The following is a 17313-nucleotide window of genomic DNA, read 5'->3' as shown; positions in this document are numbered from 1 at the left end:
CGCTACGCCCAGGGGCTGCGGGTGCCGTCGAACTCTTCGAAGACCAGCCAGCTACGGGTGGACAGCACCCCGGCGATGCCCTGCACCCGGTCCAGCACCACGTCCCGCAGGGTGGCGTTGTCCGGTGCCCGGACCAGCGCCAGCACGTCGTGCTCGCCGCTGAGCAGCGCCACGTGTTCGACGTAGCGCACCCGGGCCAGCTCCGCGGAGACCTCCCGCCAGGTGTTCTGCTCGATGGTCAGCGCGAGGTACGCGGAGGTGCCCAGCCCGGCCGGCTCGGGCGCCACCCGGGCCCGGAAGCCGGTGACCACCCCGTCGCGCAGCAGCCGCTCCACCCGGGCGTACGCGTTGGTGCGGGAGACGTGCACCCGCTCGGCCAGGGTGCGGATGGACAGCCGGCCGTCGCGGACCAGTTCGTCGAGGATCCGCCGGTCCACCTCGTCCAGGGGGGTGGCGGCCGAACGTCCCGTCCCGCCCGGCGGACCCGTGGTCGGGCTGGTCTCCTGGCTCATCAACTGCTCCTCGGGATGCCATTCGTCCCGCGTTCCACCGGGATCTTGAGTCAATCATCCAACAGCAGGAGCATAGGGCCACCACACGTCCAGGAGGTCCCGCCGTGACGACCACACCCCGGGCGGTCCGCAGGGCATCCCCGCGTACCCGTCGACCGGCCACCCCGGTCGCCCCCGAGCCGACCGCCGGCCTGCTCCCGCAGACCGAACCGGTCCGCCTGCTGCACCCCGACGGCACCCCGCTGCCGCCCCCCGCCGACCTGCCCGAGCCGCTCGTCGAGGCGCTGCGGGAGATGTACCGGCGGATGGTCGTCGGCCGCCGCTTCGACGTACAGGCCACCGCGCTGACCAAGCAGGGGCGGCTCGCCGTCTACCCGTCCTCCCGGGGGCAGGAGGCCTGCCAGGTCGGCGCGATCCTCGCGCTGCGCGACGACGACTGGGTCTTCCCCACCTACCGCGAGTCGATGGCGCTGACCGCCCGGGGCATCGACCCGGTCGAGGTGCTGACCCTGCTGCGCGGCGACTGGCACTGCGGGTACGACCCGACGCTGGTGCGCACCGCGCCGCAGTGCACCCCGCTGGCCACCCAGTGCGTGCACGCCGCCGGGCTGGCCTACGGCGAGTCCTACCAGGGGCGGGACACCGTCGCGCTGGCCTTCATCGGGGACGGCGCCACCAGCGAGGGCGACTTCCACGAGGGGGTCAACTTCGCCGCCGTGTTCAAGGCCCCGGTCGTCTTCTTCGTGCAGAACAACAAGTACGCGATCAGCGTCCCGCTGTCCCGGCAGACCGCCGCGCCGAGCCTGGCCTACAAGGGCGTCGGCTACGGCGTGCCCAGCGAGCAGGTCGACGGCAACGACCCGGTGGCCGTCCTCGCGGTGCTCACCCGCGCGGTGGCGCACGCCCGGGCCGGCCACGGGCCGTACCTGGTCGAGGCGCACACGTACCGGATGGAGGCGCACACCAACGCCGACGACGCCAGCCGCTACCGGGACGCCGGCGAGGTGGAGGCGTGGCGCGACCGGGACCCGGTCGCCCGGCTGGAGACCTACCTGCGGGCCCGTGGGGTGCTCGACGACGCGGCCGTCGCCGCGATCGCCGAGGAGGCCGAGGCGTACGCCGCCGACCTGCGCACCCGGATGAACACCCAGCCGACGGTCGACCCGTTGAGCCTCTTCGCGCACGTGTACGCCGAGCCGACCCCGCAGCTGGTCGAGCAGCGCGAGCAGGTCCGCGCCGAGCTGGCCGCCGCCCGCGACGAGGAGGGGACCGCCTGATGGCCACCCTGACCATGGCGAAGGCGCTCAACGCCGCGCTCGCCGACGCGATGCTCGACGACGAGCGGGTGCTCGTTTTCGGCGAGGACGTCGGGCAGCTCGGCGGCGTCTTCCGGATCACCGACGGGCTCCAGGCCCGGTTCGGCGACAAGCGCTGCTTCGACACCCCGCTCGCCGAGGCCGGCATCGTCGGGTTCGCCGTCGGCCTGGCCATGTCCGGGCTGCGCCCGGTCGTCGAGATGCAGTTCGACGCGTTCGCCTACCCGGCGTTCGAGCAGATCGCCTCGCACGTGGCGAAGCTGCGCAACCGCACCCGGGGCGCGCTGACCGTGCCGATCGTCATCCGGGTGCCCTACGCCGGCGGCATCGGTGGCGTCGAGCACCACTGCGACTCGTCCGAGGCGTACTACGCGCACACCCCCGGCCTGAAGGTGGTCACCCCGGCCACCGTCGAGGACGCGTACTCGCTGCTGCGGGAGGCGATCGCCGACCCGGACCCGGTGGTGTTCATGGAGCCGAAGAAGCTCTACTTCTCCAGCGCCGAGGCGGAACTGCCGACCCGCACCGCGCCGTTCGGCCGGGCCGTCGTCCGCCGGGCCGGCACCGACGCCACCCTGGTCGCGTACGGCCCGGCGGTGCCGGTCGCGCTGGAGGCCGCCGAGGCCGCCCGCGAGGAGGGCTGGGACCTGGAGGTGGTCGACGTCCGGACCATCGTGCCGTTCGACGACGCCACGGTCACCGCCTCGGTGCGCCGGACCGGGCGGTGCGTGGTGATCCAGGAGGCGCAGGGCTTCGCCGGGGTCGGCGCGGAGATCGCGGCCCGGGTGCAGGAGCGGTGCTTCCACGCCCTGCACGCCCCGGTGCTGCGGGTGTCCGGCCTGGACATCCCGTACCCGGCGCCGATGCTGGAGCACACCCACCTGCCCGGCGTCGACCGGGTGCTCGACACGGTGGCCCGCCTCCAGTGGGACGACCGGCCCGACCCGCGCTGGCTGACCCAGGGCAGCGCGGCATGAGCGGGCGGACCATCCCGGCCCGCCCGGCCACCGGCCGACGGGAGGGATCCGCGTGACCACCGTGGACGGCGTCCAGATCTTCCTCCTGCCCGACCTCGGGGAGGGGCTGAGCGAGGCCGAGATCGTCGAGTGGCGGGTCGCCGTCGGCGACGTGGTGACCGTGGACCAGAGCGTGGTGGAGGTGGAGACCGCCAAGGCCGTCGTCGACGTGCCCTGCCCGTACGCCGGGCGGGTGGTCGCCCTGCACGGCGCGGCGGGTGAGGTCCGGCCGGTCGGTCAGCCGCTGATCACCATCGCCCCGCTGGACGGCCCGGGCGGCGACGAGCCCGCCGGGCACGCCACCTACCGGGAGGAGGAGCGGGCCGGCTCCGGCAACGTGCTGATCGGGTACGGCACCGGGCACGGTGGCTCCGGCCGGCGACGCCGCCGCCCCCGACTGGCGGTGGCCCCTGAACCCGTCGCCGGCCCGTCGACCGTGCCGAGGGTCCCGGCCGGCGCGGGCCGGGACGTCCCGGTGCACGCCGCCGGGGCGACCACCGACGGTGCCGTCCCGCCGGACCCGGGCGGCACCTCCCGGGCCGGCGGGGCGGCTGCCCTGGTCATCTCGCCGATCGTCCGGCGGCTGGCGAGGGAGCACGGGGTGGACCTCGGCGCGCTGCGCGGCACCGGGCCCGGTGGCGTGATCCGCCGGGCCGACGTGGAGGCGGCCCTGGCCGCCCCGGCGCCCCGGCTCGCCGCCGTGCCGGACCAGCCGGCCGGGCAGGACGGGCTCGCCCCGGCCGGCGGGTCGGACGTGGTCATCCCGCTGACCGGCATCCGCAAGGTGATCGCCGACAAGCTCTCCCGCAGCCGGCGGGAGATCCCCGAGGTGACCATCTGGGTCGACGTGGACGCCACCGGCCTGCTGGCCACCCGGGCGGCGATCAACGCGGCCACCCCGGACGCCCCGATCGGCGTGCTGGCCCTGCTGGCCCGGATCTGCCTCAGCGGCCTGCGGCGGTACCCGCAGCTCAACGCGTACGTCGACACCGAGGGGCAGCGGATCGTCCAGTCCGCCGGGGTGCACCTGGGCATCGCCGCGCAGACCGACCGGGGCCTGCTCGTCCCGGTGCTGCGCGACGCCCAGCGGCTCACCACCCGGGAACTGGCGGCCGCCCTGGCGGAGACCACCGCCGCCGCCCGGGCCGGCACGCTGCCGCCGACCCGGCTCACCGGCGGCACGTTCACCCTCAACAACTACGGGGTGTTCGGAGTGGACGGTTCCACCCCGATCATCAACCACCCGGAGGCCGCGCTGCTCGGGGTGGGCCGGATCGTGGACAAGCCGTGGGTGGTCGACAGGCAGCTCGCGGTGCGCAAGGTGACCCAGCTCAGCCTCACCTTCGACCACCGGGTCTGTGACGGTGGGGTGGCCGGTGGCTTCCTGCGGCACGTCGCCGACTGCGTCGAGCAGCCGGCGCTGCTGGTGGCGAACGTCTGAGCGGTACGCGCGGAGCCGGTCGCCCTGCGCGGGGTGACCGGCTCCGCCGTACGTCGGTGGTGCCGTCCTCTTCGTCCCCGCACCGGGCGGCGGGGGCGGGGTTTTCCGGTCGGTGGGCCGGGAAACCGGCGTCGGTCATCGACGCACCGCCGAGAGGAGCCACCGTGGCTTACCAGGGCCTGCCCGTCGCCGTGCGGGACCGCCGTCCGCCGGTCGCCGGCGCGCCGCTGTGGTGCGACGCCCACGAGTACGGGCTGACCGGTGACGGGGTGACCAACGACCAGCCGGCGCTGGCCGCGTTGGTGGACCGGCTCGGTGACGGCTACGCGGCCGACGGGCGGGCCCGGGTGATCTACTGCCCGCCCGGTATCTACTCCATCCGGGACGCCGGCACGGTGTGGCGCAGCGGGGTGTCGTTGATCGGCGCCGGACCGGCCGCGACGCGGTTCCTGCTGAGCAACGAGGGCAACCGGACCGACCCGACGCCGTTGGCCTTCTGGACGGTGCTCCAGCACGGCGCGGACCGGGACCGGCACATCGCCGACTGCACCTTCGCCGACTTCGAGATCGACGGCTCCGGGGTGGCGATGGCCGAGTACAACTACCTCGCCAAGGGCCTGGGCCTGCAGTACGTGGTACGCGGGGTGTTCCGCAACCTGTTCATCCACCACACCGGGGCGAGCGGGCTGGGCTGCGACTTCCTCCAGGACACCCTGATCGACGGCGTGGTGGTGGTCGGTTGCGGCCGGCTGGACAACGGCGAGGAGATGGGCGGCGCGGGCATCGGCATCGGCATCGGCGGCTGGGGTACCCAGGAGCGGCTCACCATCGCCAACTGCACCGCCCTGGCGAACGGGACGAACGGGATCTTCCTCGAACTGCAGAAGGACTACTGGACGCCGCCGCGCGGCTACCGGATCGTCGGCTGCCACAGCCAGGGCAACCGGTTCGGCATTTCCGACTGGGGCGCCGACGGGTTGATCGTCACCGGCTGCACGATGACCGGCAACCTGGAGGCCGGCTACGACGTCTCCGGCAACGGCACCGCCGGGGTGGCCGGGCGGGGCGGTCTGCTCACCGACTGCGTCATCGACGGCAACGTCCGGGACGGGATCAGCATGGGCAACACCCCGGGGCCGTACACGGTGCGGGGCAACCGGATCAGCGACAACGGCGGCTACGGCTACCACGAGCACGACCTGGGTCGCGGCTACCCGGACGCGGCGCAGGACGTGGTGGTCGAGAGCAACGAGTTCTGGGGCAACGGGCGGGACGCGATCCGGGTGGACCGCCCGATGGCCGACGCGGTGCTGCTCAACAACCGGATCCGCAACAACGGCCGGCAGTGCGCCGGGGCGTGCAGCGGCGGCGGCGAGTCGGTCCGCTACAGCGAGCGGTCCCTGGTCGACCGGTCGGCGAACTGGCCGCAGGACAGCCACCGGGGCAAGGTGCTGCGGGTCGGCCAGCGGGTCGCGGTGGTGGCCGGCAACACCGCCACCGAACTGAACCTCGCCCCGGTACGCCCCGACGCCTACACCGCGTGGAGCGCGGACACCCCGCTGCCGGGGACCCCGTACGAGTTGCCGGCCGCGCCGGGCACCCGGGCCGGGATCACCATCAACGCCGCCGTCGACTCGGCGACCGTGCGCGGCAACCGGATCTGGGACAACCACCCCGAGCGGACCCAGACCCACGGGTTCTGGATCACCGAGCGGGGTAGTTGCGTCGCCTGCCGGGTGGAGGACAACGACCTGGCCGGTAACGCGGTGGCGGCGATCCGGCTGGACACCCCGCCGGTCGGTGGCCGCTGGGACCGCAACCACGGCGACCAGGACTGGGACTGACCGGCCGTCGCCGGTACGCGACCCCCGGCGACGCCGATCCGGGACATCCGGGTCTCACGACCCCGTCCGACATCGCGCGGGCTTAAATTCCCGGCTTCCTCCGACCATTTCCCCGGAAAGCGCGACCTGGCCCAAGAAACGCCGTACAGAATGTGGCCAAGGGGACTGGAAATGGGGGAGTGAATATGGACCTGAGGCGGCGATTGACGCTATTGGCGATAACCATCGCGGCCGCACCGTTGGTCCTCGGCGGGTGCACCGCCGAGCGGAAGGCGGGGGCCGGGTCGGCGGCCGGCGCGGCAACCCCCACGGTGGCCGTGACCCCCGCCGACCGGGCCCGGGACGTGCCGGTCAGCGCGGAGGTCGGCACCACCGTGACCGGTGGGAAGGTAGCCAGCGTGAAGCTCACCGACGACAAGGGCAGGACGATCGCCGGCGAGCCGCGGGAGGACGGGTCGAGCTGGGTGCCGGCGGCCCCGCTGGAGAAGGGCCAAACCTACACCGCGGAGGTGACCGCGACCGGCGATTCGGGACGCACGACCGTCGGACGGACGACGTTCACCACGGCGGCGAAATCGAACAGGCAGGCCGTGACCAGCACTCTCTATTTCACCGGAAATCAGACGTACGGCACCGCGATGCCGGTGACCGTGGCGTTTGAACCGGCAATTCCCAAAGCGGCCAGGGCGGACGTGCAGCGACGATTGTTCCTGAAGACCGACCCGCCGCAGCCGGGCACCTGGTCGTGGCTGGAGGACGGCAGTCAGGTCTACTACCGGGCGCCCGACTTCTGGCGCTCGGGTACGAAGATCAGCGTCCGGGCCGGTCTGGAGGGGTTGCCGATCGGCAAGGAGTTCGTCGGTGACTCCGACCGGCGGGCCACCTCGAAGATCGGCCGGCAGGTCGCCCTGGACATCGACAACGCCACCAAGCAGATGTCGGTCTTCCAGGACGGCAAGCTGCTCCGCAAGATCCCGGTGAGCCTCGGCAAGCCGAGCACGCCGAGTTCCAGCGGCAAAATGGTGATCATGGAGAAGCACCAGCAGACCACCTTCGACACCCGGGGTGAACCCGACGGTGGTTACGTGGTCGACGTCGAGGACGCCCAGCGGCTCACCTGGGGTGGCGAGTTCATCCACGCCGCGCCGTGGTCGGAGGGGGACCAGGGCTACACCAACGTGTCGCACGGCTGCGCCAACGTCTCGTCCACCGCCGCCGACTGGCTGATGGGCGTCACCCAGGTCGGTGACCTGGTCACCGTGAAGGGGACCGAGGTGCCGTTGCGGGCCGGCAACGGCTGGACGGCCTGGAACACCACCTGGGACGAGTTCGTCAAGGGCAGCGCGCTGCCCGTCCCGCCGGGCCTGAAACCGGCACCCACCACCAGCCCGGTGCACCCGGGTGCGGTGGCCGGGGGCTCGTCGCCCGCGCCGGCACCGTCGGCCAGCGGCGGCTGACCAGCAGGGGAGGAACGACCGGTACGACCGGCCCGCCCACCGGCGGGCCGGTCGTCCGCGTCCGGGGGCGGGTCGTCCCGCGCGGCGGGTGGGTCGTCCCGCGCGGCGGGTGGGTCGTCCGCGCGGCGGGTGGGTCGTCCGCGTCCGGGGTGGGTCGTCCGCGCGGTGGGTGGGTCGTCCGCGTGCGGTGGGTGGTCGTCCGCGTCCGGCGGGTGGGTCGTCCGCGTGCGGCGGGTGGGTCGTCCGCGTCCGGCGGGTGGGTTCGCGTCCGGGGCCGGGTCGTCCGGGTCCGGTGGGGGCCGTTCGGGTCCGGTGGACCGGGTCGTCCGCGTCCGGTGGCTGGGCCGGCCGGGTCCGGGGGTGGGTCGTCCGAGTCCGGCGGGGCGGGTCGTCGGCGCCGGGGTCAGCCGCACGGCGAGATCGGCGAGATCAACTGCATGTCGCCGATCTGGCGGTATCGGAAGGCATCGGACACCGCCACTTCGCCGATCCGCAGTTGATCTCCCGCGGCACTGCCGTTGGACCGGCTCGCCGTGCCCCAGCGTCGCGGGCCGGGCCGGGCAGGGCAGGGCAGGGCAGGGCCGGGCAGGGGCAGGGCCGGGCAGGGCAGGGGCGTCGGGTCAGGGTGGCCTGGGCGAGGCGTCAGGTCAGGGCGAGGCGTCAGGTCAGGGTAGATCAGGGCGACTCGGGCGACGCCGGTGCCGGTCAGGCTGCCCAGCCAGAGCCGGTCGCCGTGCTGCCGGACTTCGCTGATCATCCAGTATCCGCCCGTCGGACCGTGCAGGATCCCGGCGCACACACGGCCGGCGAACGGACCAGGCGGACCAGGCGGGCCAGGCGAAGGGACCAGGCGGGCCAGGCGGGCCAGGCGGGCCGGGCGGGCCGGGCGGGCCGGGCGGGCCGGGCGGGCCGGGCGGGCCGGGCGGGCCGGGTACGGCCATCGACCGATTGTCACCCGCCGATGACCGTCACGCCGCGTGTCGCCCCGCCCGGCGTCCCTCCACCCTGAGGAGGATCCGGGTCCACCCCGGGAGCGACCCTGGTACTACCCGGAAACCCGCCTCCGGCAGGGCGGAAACGTCGGTGCCGGCGGCTAGATTCGACGGCATGGCAGAGCGGGACGACCGGTTCGACGTGCAACTCGGCGTGACCGACGACGTGGTCGAGGTGCGGGCGGTCGGCGAGATCGACATCGCCACCGTCGGCGCGTTCCGTGCCGCGCTCTGGGCCGCGCCGGCCCGTCCGCTGGTGCGGCTCGACCTGTCGGGCGTCCGGGTGCTCTCCGCCGCGGGAGTGCGGGCACTGGTCGCCGTGCACCTGCGGGTCCGGGCGCGTGGCGGCGAGCTGGTCGTGGTCGACCCGGATCCGGTGGTCACCCGGGTGCTGCGCGCCACCGGCCTGCACCGGGTCATCCCGATCAGGCGGGGCGGCGATCCGTGCGACGCGCAGCGCCGCCCGTTGGCCGCCTGCGCCTGACGACCCCCGTCCGGCACGGCTCGGCCTGCCCCGCACGGGCCGGGGCCGCGTCCGGGCCGGGGCCGCGTCCGGGCCGGGGCCGCCGGGCGGGTGCCGGCGGCCCGACGCGGTGGGTCAGCGGACGCCGAGCAGGTCGACGACGAAGACCAGGGTCTCGTTCGGCTTGATGACACCGCCGGCGCCCCGGCTGCCGTAGCCCAGGTGCGGCGGGATGGTGAGCCGGCGACGGCCGCCGACCTTCATTCCCACCACGCCCTGGTCCCAGCCGGCGATGACCTGCCCGCCGCCGAGCGGGAACTCGAAGGCGTCACCGCGGTTCCAGGAGGCGTCGAACTCCCGCCCGGTGGAGTGGGCCACCCCGACGTAGTGGACGTTGGCAAGCTGGCCCGGCCGGGCCTCGGCACCCTCGCCGACGGTGATGTCCTCGATGACGAGTTCGGCCGGGGGAGCGCCCTCGATGGGGCCGATCTCGGGCTTGCCTGCCTGGGGCGTGTTCATCTGCTGATCTCCTGCCGTCGTGGCTCGAACGTCCGGTCGGTGTCGATCCTGCCCGATCGTGACGCACCGATCCCCGGGGGCCCGATGACGGGATCCCGGGGATCGCTCGTACGGCGGGGGCGTCACCGCTGGGGTGACGCCCCCGCCGGTCCGGTCGCGGGCTACCTGAGCCAGCCGAACCGGCGTACCAGCGCAAGCCTGCCCCAGGCCCGGCCGAGGCCGACGGTGTTGCCCGCGCCGACCAGGGCCAGGCCGGCCAGCACTCCGGCGTAGATCAGGTGGTCGTCCATGAACAGGTTGTTCGCGGGGGGCAGGACGGCGGTCCACATCATCACCAGCAGCAGGCCGCCGGCGACTGCGGCGATCCGCATCCCGATGCCGAGCACCAGCGCCACGCCGATCCCGGCCAGGCCGAGCATGAACAGCCAGTCGGCCCAGGCCGCGCCGGCGATGTCGTGGTAGACGCCCTGGAACGGGCCGGCCGCGCCGAAGCTCAGGAAGCCCTTGGTCGGGCTGCCGCCGTTGATCCAGGCGTTCTTCGCCTCGGTCTCGTGGCCCAGGCCGAACGCCTTGTCCAGGAACGCCCAGAGGAAGATCCAGCCGAGGGCGATCCGGGTGCCGGCCCAGACGTACCGGGCGGCGCGCTGGCGGGTGGTCTCGGTGCCGGCCACCGGCGTACCGGTGTTGGCGGTGGTGTTCCGCTCGATCATCGCGGTCATGGTCTCCACGTCCCTTCGCTGGCTGGCACCGCGCTTTCCGGTGGCACCTACATTCCACGCCCGGCGGTGGTTCGCCGGCAGGGCCGACCGGTCCGTGCCGGGCCGGGACCTAAGACCCGCTCCGGGGGTGTCGGGACGGGACCTTCGGCCCCGGCCGGATCGGTCCACCTGCCTCTGCCCGGCCCGGTACGGCGCTCCTAGCGTCGGGGTGGCGAAGCCGACGAGGAGGTCGTGATGAGGACGTGGCAGGTGGGCGACGTGATGACCCGGGACGTGCTGACGGTCGGGGAACAGACTCCCTACCGGCAGATCGTCGACGTGCTGATCCGGCGTGGGATCAGCGCGGTGCCGGTGGTGGACGGGTTCCGCCGGGTGCTGGGCGTGGTGTCCGAGGCGGACCTGCTGCACAAGGTGGAGCGCGCCGGCGTCCCGGAGGAGCGGCGGGTCTTCGAGGGGCGGCGACGTCGGACGGCCCGGGAGAAGGCCGACGCGCTGGTGGCGAAGGACCTGATGACCGCGCCGGCGGTCACCACCTGGTCGGAGTCGTCGCTGCCGGCCGCGGCCCGGCTGATGGACCGCGAGGCGGTCAAGCGGCTGCCCGTCCTCGACGACCTCGGTCGGCTGGTCGGCATCGTCACCCGTGGCGACCTGCTCACGGTGCACCTGCGCAGCGACGCCGAGATCCGCGAGGACGTGGTGCAGGAGGTGCTGCGCCGGGTGCTGGCGGTGCGGGACGGGCTGGTCACCGTGCAGGTGCGCGACGGTGCGGTCACCCTGGACGGTCGGCTGGACCGGCGGACCGCGGCCGAGCTGGCGGTGCGGCTCGCCGGCCAGGTCAGCGGCGTGGTCCAGGTCGCCAGCACGATCGGGTACGACGTGGACGACACCAGCCTGGTGGGGCCGGGGGTCACCCCGGTCGGCTGAGCGGTGCCGGCCGGTCAGCCCACCGGGGTGGCGAGCTGCCCGGCGAGCAGCGCGGGCGCCTCCGCCAGGGACGGGCCGTACCAGGTGAGGTGGCGGCCGGAGACCAGCGCGCAGGGGATGCCGGGAAAGGCGTCCGGACCGTCGTCGGCGGTGAACGCGTACGGCTCGTCGGGGAGCACCACGAGGTCGGGCCGGCGGTCGCGCAGCTCGTCGAGGTCGGGTCGGGGATACCGTTCGGGGTGCTCGTCGTACGCGTTCGGCACGCCGAGCCGGCGCAGCACGTCCCCGGCGAAGGTGTCCCCGCCGAGCACCACCCAGGGTCGGCGCCAGACCGGCACCACGGCCCGGCGGATCCGCGCCGGGCCGGGTGGCGCGGCCCACGCCCGGCGGGCGTCGGTCAGCCATCCCGGTTCCCCGGTCACCCCGAGCGCGGCCAGCAGGCCGGCCAGTTCGTCCAGCGCCTGCGGCACGGTACGCGGATAGGTGACCAGCACCGGCACCCCGGCGGCGGCCAGTGCGTCGGCGTCGACGCGCCGGTTCTCCTCCACGTTGAGCAGCACCAGGTCGGGGCGGAGGGCGCGCACCCGGTCCAGGTCCGGGTACTTGCTGCCGCCGACCCGGGCCACGTCCAGCCCCGCCGGGTGGGTGCACCAGTCGGTCGCGCCGACCAGCACCTCCGGCACGGTGACCGCCACCGCCTCGGTCAGCGACGGCACCAGCGAGACCACCCGCACGGCCGGCCTCCGTTCGTCAGCGGTGGGCGGCGGTCGCGGCGGCCTCCCGGGCCACCGTGGCCACCGGGACGCCCTCCCGGGCGGCCCACTCGACGGCGTGCCGGACCTGGGCCACCGGCATCGGCCGCCGGTCGGTCACGGTGACCGCCATGTGCACCGCGAAGACGACGAACGGGTACGACCGGGCCAGCCCGGCCACCGACGCGTGCACCCGGCTGGCCGTCGCCAGCGCCTCCTCCTCGGTCAACGCCGGCAGGACCAGCAGGTACTCGTCGGGGGCGAGGCGGACCGCCCGGTCGACCGGGCGCAGCGGCGCGGTCAGCGCGGCGATGACCGCCTGCGTCTCGCGGGCCACGCTGCGCCGGCCGAAGCGCTCCGGCGTGCCGGCCGGTTCGCTCACCCGTACCCCGATCAGCGCCACCGGCAGGGTGCCGGAGGAGGTCACCCCGTCGACCCCGCTCCACCGGCGCAGCGCCGGCTCGTCCACCAGCCCCTGCGGGGCGTCCGCCGGCTCGTCGGCCCGCCCCGGAGCGGTCCGGTGGGCGCGTTCCACCCGGCCGGCCATCAGCCGCAGCGCCGCCTCGGCCCGGCTCTCACCCGGCGTCGCGGGCAGGTCCCGGACCCGGCGCAGCACCTGGTCGACGGCGGCCAGCGCCGCCGGCGGCAGCCGGTCACCGAGCTGCGCCCGCAGCCGGATCACCTCGTGCAGCGCCTCGTCGCGGCGGAAACCCCAGCGGCCGGAGAAGAGCCGGCCCGCCTCCAGGGTGGTCGCCGCCTCCACCTCCCGGCGGTCCCGGGCCACCAGGCTCGCCCCGAACCGCGGTGTCAGCGCCACCACGCTCCACTCCCGGGACAGCTCCTCGGACTCGTCCAGCGCCACCCCGTACGCCCCGGGGGACAGCTCCGCCGGCGGGTCTCCGACCAGCCCGATCACGGTCACCGCCGCGCCGGCGGCGATCCGCTCGTAGCGGGCCCGCTCCCGGGCGAAGTACGGCATCCGCTGGAACAGGGCGATCACCACCAGCGGGCCGTCCTCGGCGGTGGCCAGCGCCGACCGCTCGATGGCGTGGGAGACCGTCACGAGATTCCGCTTGGTCAACAGTTCCGGGGCCGGTCCGTCGTGCAGCACCCCGTGAGCGTAGAGAAATCGGTCGGGGCGCGCACCGTCGGCCGCGCCGGTCGCACCGAGCAGGCGACGACCGGGGTCGACGTCCTAGACTCGGTCGGTCACTCTCCTGCGCACGGACGGATCGGCCCGACGATGACGCGTACCGCCACCGACGACGGCGCCCGGCTGCGCCCGGTCCCGGCCGGTGACGTGCCGCTGTTCGTCCGCGCCGGGCAGGCGGTGCACGCCGGCCGCCGGCTGGGCGAGCTGGTGTCGCGGCGGCCGGAGGGGATCACCGGGCACCAGTGGAGTTCGGCCACCCGGGAGGGGTTCGACCACGTCGTCTGTGCGGCCGACTCCGGCGTCCCGCTGTTCGCGGTGACGATCGGCCCCGCCGCGCCGGCCGGCTCGGCGGGGCAGCGCGCCGAGCGGATGCGCGAGGCGGTCTGCGCCGCGGTGGGCCTGCCGGTGCTGCGGATCGACTCGCCGACGCTGCGGTCCGCCGGGTACGGCCGGCGGATCGTCACGTACGTCATCGACGCGCGCGCCTACGCGGCCGGCGCCGGCCCGGACGCGGACCCGGACGACGCCACCCCGGTCGGGTACCGCGACATCGTCGGCCGGCTGCCGGACGGCCGGACCGGTCCGGTCAACGACCTCGGCGCGCTGGCCCGGGCGGCGGCCGTCGAGGCGTACGTGTCGCGTCGGCTCAGCGACCCGATCGTGCGGGGCCTGCACGTGCGCTGGCGGGACGGGTCGGCCGAGGGCTGGAGCTGGGTCGAGGTACGGCCCGGCCGGTGCCTGGTGGAGCGGGTCACCGTCCACGAGGAACGCCTCCGTTGCGGCGTGGACCCGGCCCGGCTGGCCGAGGACCTGGCCGCCGTCGCGCTGGGCGATCGGCTGGCCGGGCCGGCCGCCGACGAGGGTGTCCTGCTCGACCGGGACGCGTTGCGGCAGCAGATCCGCGGGTTGCGGGACCGGCGGGACGAGTTGGCCGCGCCGTTCGCCTTCGACCACCTCTGCGTCGACTGACGGCACCGGGTCGCGGGGCCGGACGACCCGGCACCATCGCCGCCGCCCGCCGGGTGGCACACGCCGGCTCGGCCGGCTTCCGGCCGCTGGGAAGTCCCCCCGTGCCGACCGGTGGCGCGACCGGTGGTCATTCTTCGGCGACGGTTGGTGACATTCCGGCCCCGCCGGAAAACGGTCCCGAATTCCTCGATCCGCCTTGAACCTTCGTCGGCGTCGGCCCGTACCTAAGCGGGAATGGACAGGAATTCCCAGCCGCGCCACCCGACGCGGCGGACGGTGCGGAAAGGGCATCGTCGGCCATCGACGTGCGACCGGAACGTCGCAGTGCTCCCGACGGGGCGTCCACCCCGATATCCGTCTCCTCGTCAGGGACACGAGTCAGGTACCGGATCGAGAAGGAGAGCAATTCGATGCGCAGGTCCACAGGGGCGCGCCGGTCATCCGGTAACGCGCGGAGCAAGCGGCTGCTGGCGGCGGTCGGCGCGCTCGCGGTCTTCGGCGGGATCGCCGCGGTGACCCAGATCTCGTCGGCCCAGGACGAACCGCGGCGGACCCGCAACGTCTCGTCGGCCTGCGTGGCACCGAGCCCCGGCGCCACCTCGCCGAGCGGTCGTGGCAGCACCACCCAGACGTGGCAGGACGGCCGCTGGGTCCGCAACCACTGGGGTGACGGCCAGATGTCCGTCGCCGAGTGTCAGGCCGTCAAGGCGGGCAACGCCCCGGTGAACACCCTCGCCTCCACCGTGGCGTGCCCGGACGTGGTCAGCAAGCTTCCCCAGGTCCCCGCGCAGGCCAAGGCCGAGGTGGACCGGAACCTGACCCTGCTGAAGACCCAGATCGACGAGGCCAACCGGCGGCTGGCGGCCGAGGGCCGCAAGGGGCAGGCGTTCATCAACAACGCCATCCTCGGCCCGCTGGCCGAGAAGCGGCGGGCCACCCTGAACCGGATCGCCACCGCGATCGGCCGGGTGGCGCAGCGTCCGCAGGGCCTGGACCAGCTCGCGCCGTGCACCGTGGCCGCCAACAACGGCGGCAACAACAACGGCGGCCAGAACGGTGGCAACAACAACGGTGGCAACAACGGCAACAACGGCGGCCAGAACGGCAACAACGGCGGCAACGCGCTGGGTGTCCTCGCGAAGGACTGCACGAACAGCAAGCTGCAACCGCACGACGGTTTCCAGAACGGCAACCGCTGCGTCAGCACCGCGTTCGGCGAGGTCGGCGCGGCGACCAACAACCCGTCGCTGCTGATCACGCAGTTCCCCGACCAGGTGGAGCGCAACCAGGCGTTCAGCCTGAAGGTCTCCACCCGGAACCTGGTCCGGGATCGGTTCCTGGCGGCCGGTCAGGGCGGCTACTACCTGGAGAGTTCGATCCTCACCGACCAGGGCCTCACCCGTGGGCACTTCCACACCGCCTGCCGGATGTTGCAGAGCACCGACCAGGCGCCGTCGAACCCGCAGGACGTCCCGGCGTTCTTCGTGGCCACCGAGGACGGCAAGGGTGGCAACCAGGCCGACGACGTGACCATCCAGATCCCGGGCCTGCCGCAGTCGGGTACGGCGCAGTGCGCGGTCTGGGCCGGTGACGGCTCGCACCGGGTGCCGATGATGGAGCGGGCCAACCAGACCCCCGCCTTCGACGTGGTGCGGATCCAGGTCAACTGAGCACCACCGACTGGCGGTCGTGGGCCGTCCGGGGTCTCCCGGGCGACCCACGACCGTTCCGCGTCCGTGCTCTCTGCCGGCGGTACGGCCGGGGTCGCGCCGTCAGGCCAGGGCCGGTGCCTCGTCCCGGGTGGGGGTGGCGGCGGTGGGGGCGCGCAGCGCGGCGATCCGCCGCCGCCGGGCCGGTCCGGCCAGCAGGTTGCCGGCGGCCACCAGCAGCGCCAGCCCGAACAGGCTCCACCAGAGCGCGGTGACCCCGAGGCGTTCGGCGACCAGCCCGCCGACGGTCGGCCCGAGGAAGCTGGCACCGGCGTGGCCGAGGGAGTAGACCCCCTGGTAGCGCCCGCGTTGGGCGGCGGGGGAGAGGTCGGCGGTGAGCGCGGAGTTGGCCGGCGTCATCAGCATCTCGCCGAGCGTCCAGACCAGCACGGTCAGCGCGTAGAACCAGACCGTGTCGGCCAGCACGGTCAGCCCGAAGCCGGTGCCCACCACGACCGCGGCGACGGCGACGGTGCGGGACCGGTCGAACCGGCCGATCAGCCGGGGGACGAAGAGCTGCCCCAGCACGATCGCCACCCCGTTGACCGCGATGACCGGCCCGTACGCCGAAGCCGGGAGGCCGTCGTCACGCAGCGCCACCGGCAGCATCACGTTGGCCTCGATGCAGAGCCAGACCAGCCCGGTCAGCGCGGTGAAGGTGAGGAAGACCCGGTCGCGCAGCACCGTGCCGAGGCCGCCCCGGTCGCCCGGGACGGGCCGGCCCGCCGGTGGAGCGGGCCGCGACTCCGGCACCCGCAGGGCGATCAGGGCGGCGGTGAACAGCAGTACGGTGGCGTTGATCACGAACAGCAGCAGCGGGTCGACCCGGACGAGCAACCCGGCGACGGTGGCGGCGACCGAGAACCCGATGTTGATGGCCCAGTAGTTGAGGGTCAGCGCGCGGAGCCGGTCCCGTTCGCCGACCACGTCGATGATGGTCGCGGTGAAGGCCGGCCGGGCCAGCCCGAGGCAGAGGCCGAGCAGCAGGGTCAGCACGGCGATCATGGCCGGGTGGCCGGTCAGCCCGAGCCCGGCCGCCACGGCGGCGGCGGTGACGTTGCCGACCAGCATCGCCGGCCGCCGCCCCCAGCGGTCGGCGATGATCCCGCCGAGCAGGTTGCCCAGGGCGCTGCCGGCCCCGTGCAGCCCGATCACCATCCCGGCGTACGCCGGGCTGAAGTGCCGTACCGAGACCAGGTAGACCCCGAGGTAGATGGCGACGAAGCTGCCCAGCCGGTTGATCAGGGTGGCGGTCCAGAGGTACCAGAACGTCCGGGGCAGCCCGCCGGCCGTCCGCCCCCACCAGTGCGTCAACCGCCACCTCCGTACCCTCGCCCCGCGGTAATGCCCGGCAGGCACCCGGGGCATTACATCTCAACGGGACGACGGGACGCGGTCGCGGCGGGGGAGATGGTGGCCCCGGTCACCTGGATCGGGTCCGTGCCGCCGGTCCGGCGGTGCCGCCGAGGCGCGCCGAGCGGGTCGGGCTCCGGTGGACGACCGGGGTGCGGACGGGGGCGGCGTCGG

Annotated in this window: 16 protein-coding genes; 9 read left to right on the top strand and 7 right to left on the bottom strand. The window is 74.3% G+C overall.

The features are described from left to right. Positions 1-2: 2 nt before the first annotated feature. On the bottom strand, positions 3-512 hold the full coding sequence (locus tag ACIQG9_RS00420) for an Lrp/AsnC family transcriptional regulator (RefSeq protein WP_400396604.1): 510 nt from the start codon (positions 510-512) through the stop codon (positions 3-5). A gap of 104 nt (positions 513-616) precedes the next feature. On the opposite strand from ACIQG9_RS00420, the gene pdhA reads away from it, so the two are divergent. The 5 genes from pdhA (at position 617) to ACIQG9_RS00395 (ending at position 7586) form a co-directional block, all read left to right on the top strand. Then, a complete protein-coding gene (gene pdhA / locus ACIQG9_RS00415; RefSeq protein ID WP_400396601.1) occupies positions 617-1789 on the top strand; it encodes a pyruvate dehydrogenase (acetyl-transferring) E1 component subunit alpha in 1173 nt (390 codons plus the stop codon). After that, positions 1789-2805: an alpha-ketoacid dehydrogenase subunit beta gene (locus ACIQG9_RS00410; protein WP_400396598.1), complete on the top strand. Its 1017-nt coding sequence runs from the start codon at positions 1789-1791 to the stop codon at positions 2803-2805. The genes pdhA and ACIQG9_RS00410 overlap by 1 nt, the downstream gene beginning before the upstream one ends. A gap of 52 nt (positions 2806-2857) precedes the next feature. Next, positions 2858-4285 carry a dihydrolipoamide acetyltransferase family protein gene (locus ACIQG9_RS00405; protein WP_400396595.1) on the top strand — a complete coding sequence of 476 codons (1428 nt, stop codon included), beginning with the start codon at positions 2858-2860 and terminating at the stop codon, positions 4283-4285. A 164-nt stretch (positions 4286-4449) separates the two neighbouring features. Beyond that, positions 4450-6129 (top strand): right-handed parallel beta-helix repeat-containing protein, encoded by a 1680-nt coding sequence (locus tag ACIQG9_RS00400; RefSeq protein WP_400396592.1) that lies wholly within the window; start codon positions 4450-4452, stop codon positions 6127-6129. Between the two features lie 185 nt (positions 6130-6314). Beyond that, on the top strand, positions 6315-7586 hold the full coding sequence (locus ACIQG9_RS00395) for an Ig-like domain-containing protein (RefSeq protein WP_400396589.1): 1272 nt from the start codon (positions 6315-6317) through the stop codon (positions 7584-7586). A 403-nt stretch (positions 7587-7989) separates the two neighbouring features. On the opposite strand, the gene ACIQG9_RS00390 is transcribed toward ACIQG9_RS00395, so the two are convergent. Beyond that, complete coding sequence (locus ACIQG9_RS00390) at positions 7990-8343, bottom strand: hypothetical protein (RefSeq protein WP_400396586.1); 354 nt, start codon at positions 8341-8343, stop codon at positions 7990-7992. A gap of 350 nt (positions 8344-8693) precedes the next feature. On the opposite strand from ACIQG9_RS00390, the gene ACIQG9_RS00385 reads away from it, so the two are divergent. Beyond that, positions 8694-9062, top strand: a complete 369-nt coding sequence (locus tag ACIQG9_RS00385; protein ID WP_400396583.1) for an STAS domain-containing protein — start codon at positions 8694-8696, stop codon at positions 9060-9062. A 114-nt stretch (positions 9063-9176) separates the two neighbouring features. Here ACIQG9_RS00385 and ACIQG9_RS00380 read toward each other — a convergent pair whose 3' ends face one another. Further along, complete coding sequence (locus ACIQG9_RS00380; protein WP_400396580.1) at positions 9177-9560, bottom strand: FKBP-type peptidyl-prolyl cis-trans isomerase; 384 nt, start codon at positions 9558-9560, stop codon at positions 9177-9179. 161 nt (positions 9561-9721) lie between these two features. Further along, positions 9722-10288, bottom strand: a complete 567-nt coding sequence (locus ACIQG9_RS00375) for a hypothetical protein (RefSeq protein ID WP_400396577.1) — start codon at positions 10286-10288, stop codon at positions 9722-9724. Positions 10289-10513: 225 nt separating this feature from the next. Here ACIQG9_RS00375 and ACIQG9_RS00370 point away from each other — a divergent pair, with 225 nt between their 5' ends. Further along, positions 10514-11203 (top strand): CBS domain-containing protein, encoded by a 690-nt coding sequence (locus tag ACIQG9_RS00370; RefSeq protein WP_400396574.1) that lies wholly within the window; start codon positions 10514-10516, stop codon positions 11201-11203. A gap of 14 nt (positions 11204-11217) precedes the next feature. Here ACIQG9_RS00370 and ACIQG9_RS00365 read toward each other — a convergent pair whose 3' ends face one another. Beyond that, the gene (locus ACIQG9_RS00365; protein WP_400396571.1) at positions 11218-11937 is read right to left on the bottom strand and encodes a helical backbone metal receptor; all 720 of its coding nucleotides are present in this window, start codon (positions 11935-11937) and stop codon (positions 11218-11220) included. Between the two features lie 16 nt (positions 11938-11953). Continuing rightward, on the bottom strand, positions 11954-13066 hold the full coding sequence (locus ACIQG9_RS00360) for a DICT sensory domain-containing protein (RefSeq protein WP_400396568.1): 1113 nt from the start codon (positions 13064-13066) through the stop codon (positions 11954-11956). 132 nt (positions 13067-13198) lie between these two features. Here ACIQG9_RS00360 and ACIQG9_RS00355 point away from each other — a divergent pair, with 132 nt between their 5' ends. Then, the gene (locus tag ACIQG9_RS00355; RefSeq protein ID WP_400396565.1) at positions 13199-14077 is read left to right on the top strand and encodes a hypothetical protein; all 879 of its coding nucleotides are present in this window, start codon (positions 13199-13201) and stop codon (positions 14075-14077) included. A gap of 410 nt (positions 14078-14487) precedes the next feature. Beyond that, complete coding sequence (locus tag ACIQG9_RS00350; RefSeq protein ID WP_400396562.1) at positions 14488-15747, top strand: hypothetical protein; 1260 nt, start codon at positions 14488-14490, stop codon at positions 15745-15747. Positions 15748-15849: 102 nt separating this feature from the next. On the opposite strand, the gene ACIQG9_RS00345 is transcribed toward ACIQG9_RS00350, so the two are convergent. Beyond that, positions 15850-17100, bottom strand: a complete 1251-nt coding sequence (locus ACIQG9_RS00345) for an MDR family MFS transporter (protein ID WP_400396559.1) — start codon at positions 17098-17100, stop codon at positions 15850-15852. Positions 17101-17313: the final 213 nt, after the last annotated feature.

The sequence above is a fragment of the Micromonospora sp. NPDC092111 genome (genome assembly GCF_044755745.1).
Lineage (GTDB): Bacteria > Actinomycetota > Actinomycetes > Mycobacteriales > Micromonosporaceae > Micromonospora.
The sequence above is the reverse complement of the archived record's forward strand: the minus strand, read 5'-3'. Positions and strand labels throughout refer to the sequence as shown.

Bases quoted from the DNA above. Each gene is read 5' to 3' on its own strand.
- ACIQG9_RS00420 (WP_400396604.1), bottom strand. From the start codon at position 512: ATGAGCCAGGAGACCAGCCCGACCACGGGTCCGCCGGGCGGGACGGGA.
- ACIQG9_RS00410 (WP_400396598.1), top strand. From the start codon at position 1,789: ATGGCCACCCTGACCATGGCGAAGGCGCTCAACGCCGCGCTCGCCGAC.
- ACIQG9_RS00395 (WP_400396589.1), top strand. From the start codon at position 6,315: ATGGACCTGAGGCGGCGATTGACGCTATTGGCGATAACCATCGCGGCC.
- ACIQG9_RS00390 (WP_400396586.1), bottom strand. From the start codon at position 8,343: ATGATCAGCGAAGTCCGGCAGCACGGCGACCGGCTCTGGCTGGGCAGC.
- ACIQG9_RS00385 (WP_400396583.1), top strand. From the start codon at position 8,694: ATGGCAGAGCGGGACGACCGGTTCGACGTGCAACTCGGCGTGACCGAC.
- ACIQG9_RS00380 (WP_400396580.1), bottom strand. From the start codon at position 9,560: ATGAACACGCCCCAGGCAGGCAAGCCCGAGATCGGCCCCATCGAGGGC.
- ACIQG9_RS00370 (WP_400396574.1), top strand. From the start codon at position 10,514: ATGAGGACGTGGCAGGTGGGCGACGTGATGACCCGGGACGTGCTGACG.
- ACIQG9_RS00355 (WP_400396565.1), top strand. From the start codon at position 13,199: ATGACGCGTACCGCCACCGACGACGGCGCCCGGCTGCGCCCGGTCCCG.
- ACIQG9_RS00350 (WP_400396562.1), top strand. From the start codon at position 14,488: ATGCGCAGGTCCACAGGGGCGCGCCGGTCATCCGGTAACGCGCGGAGC.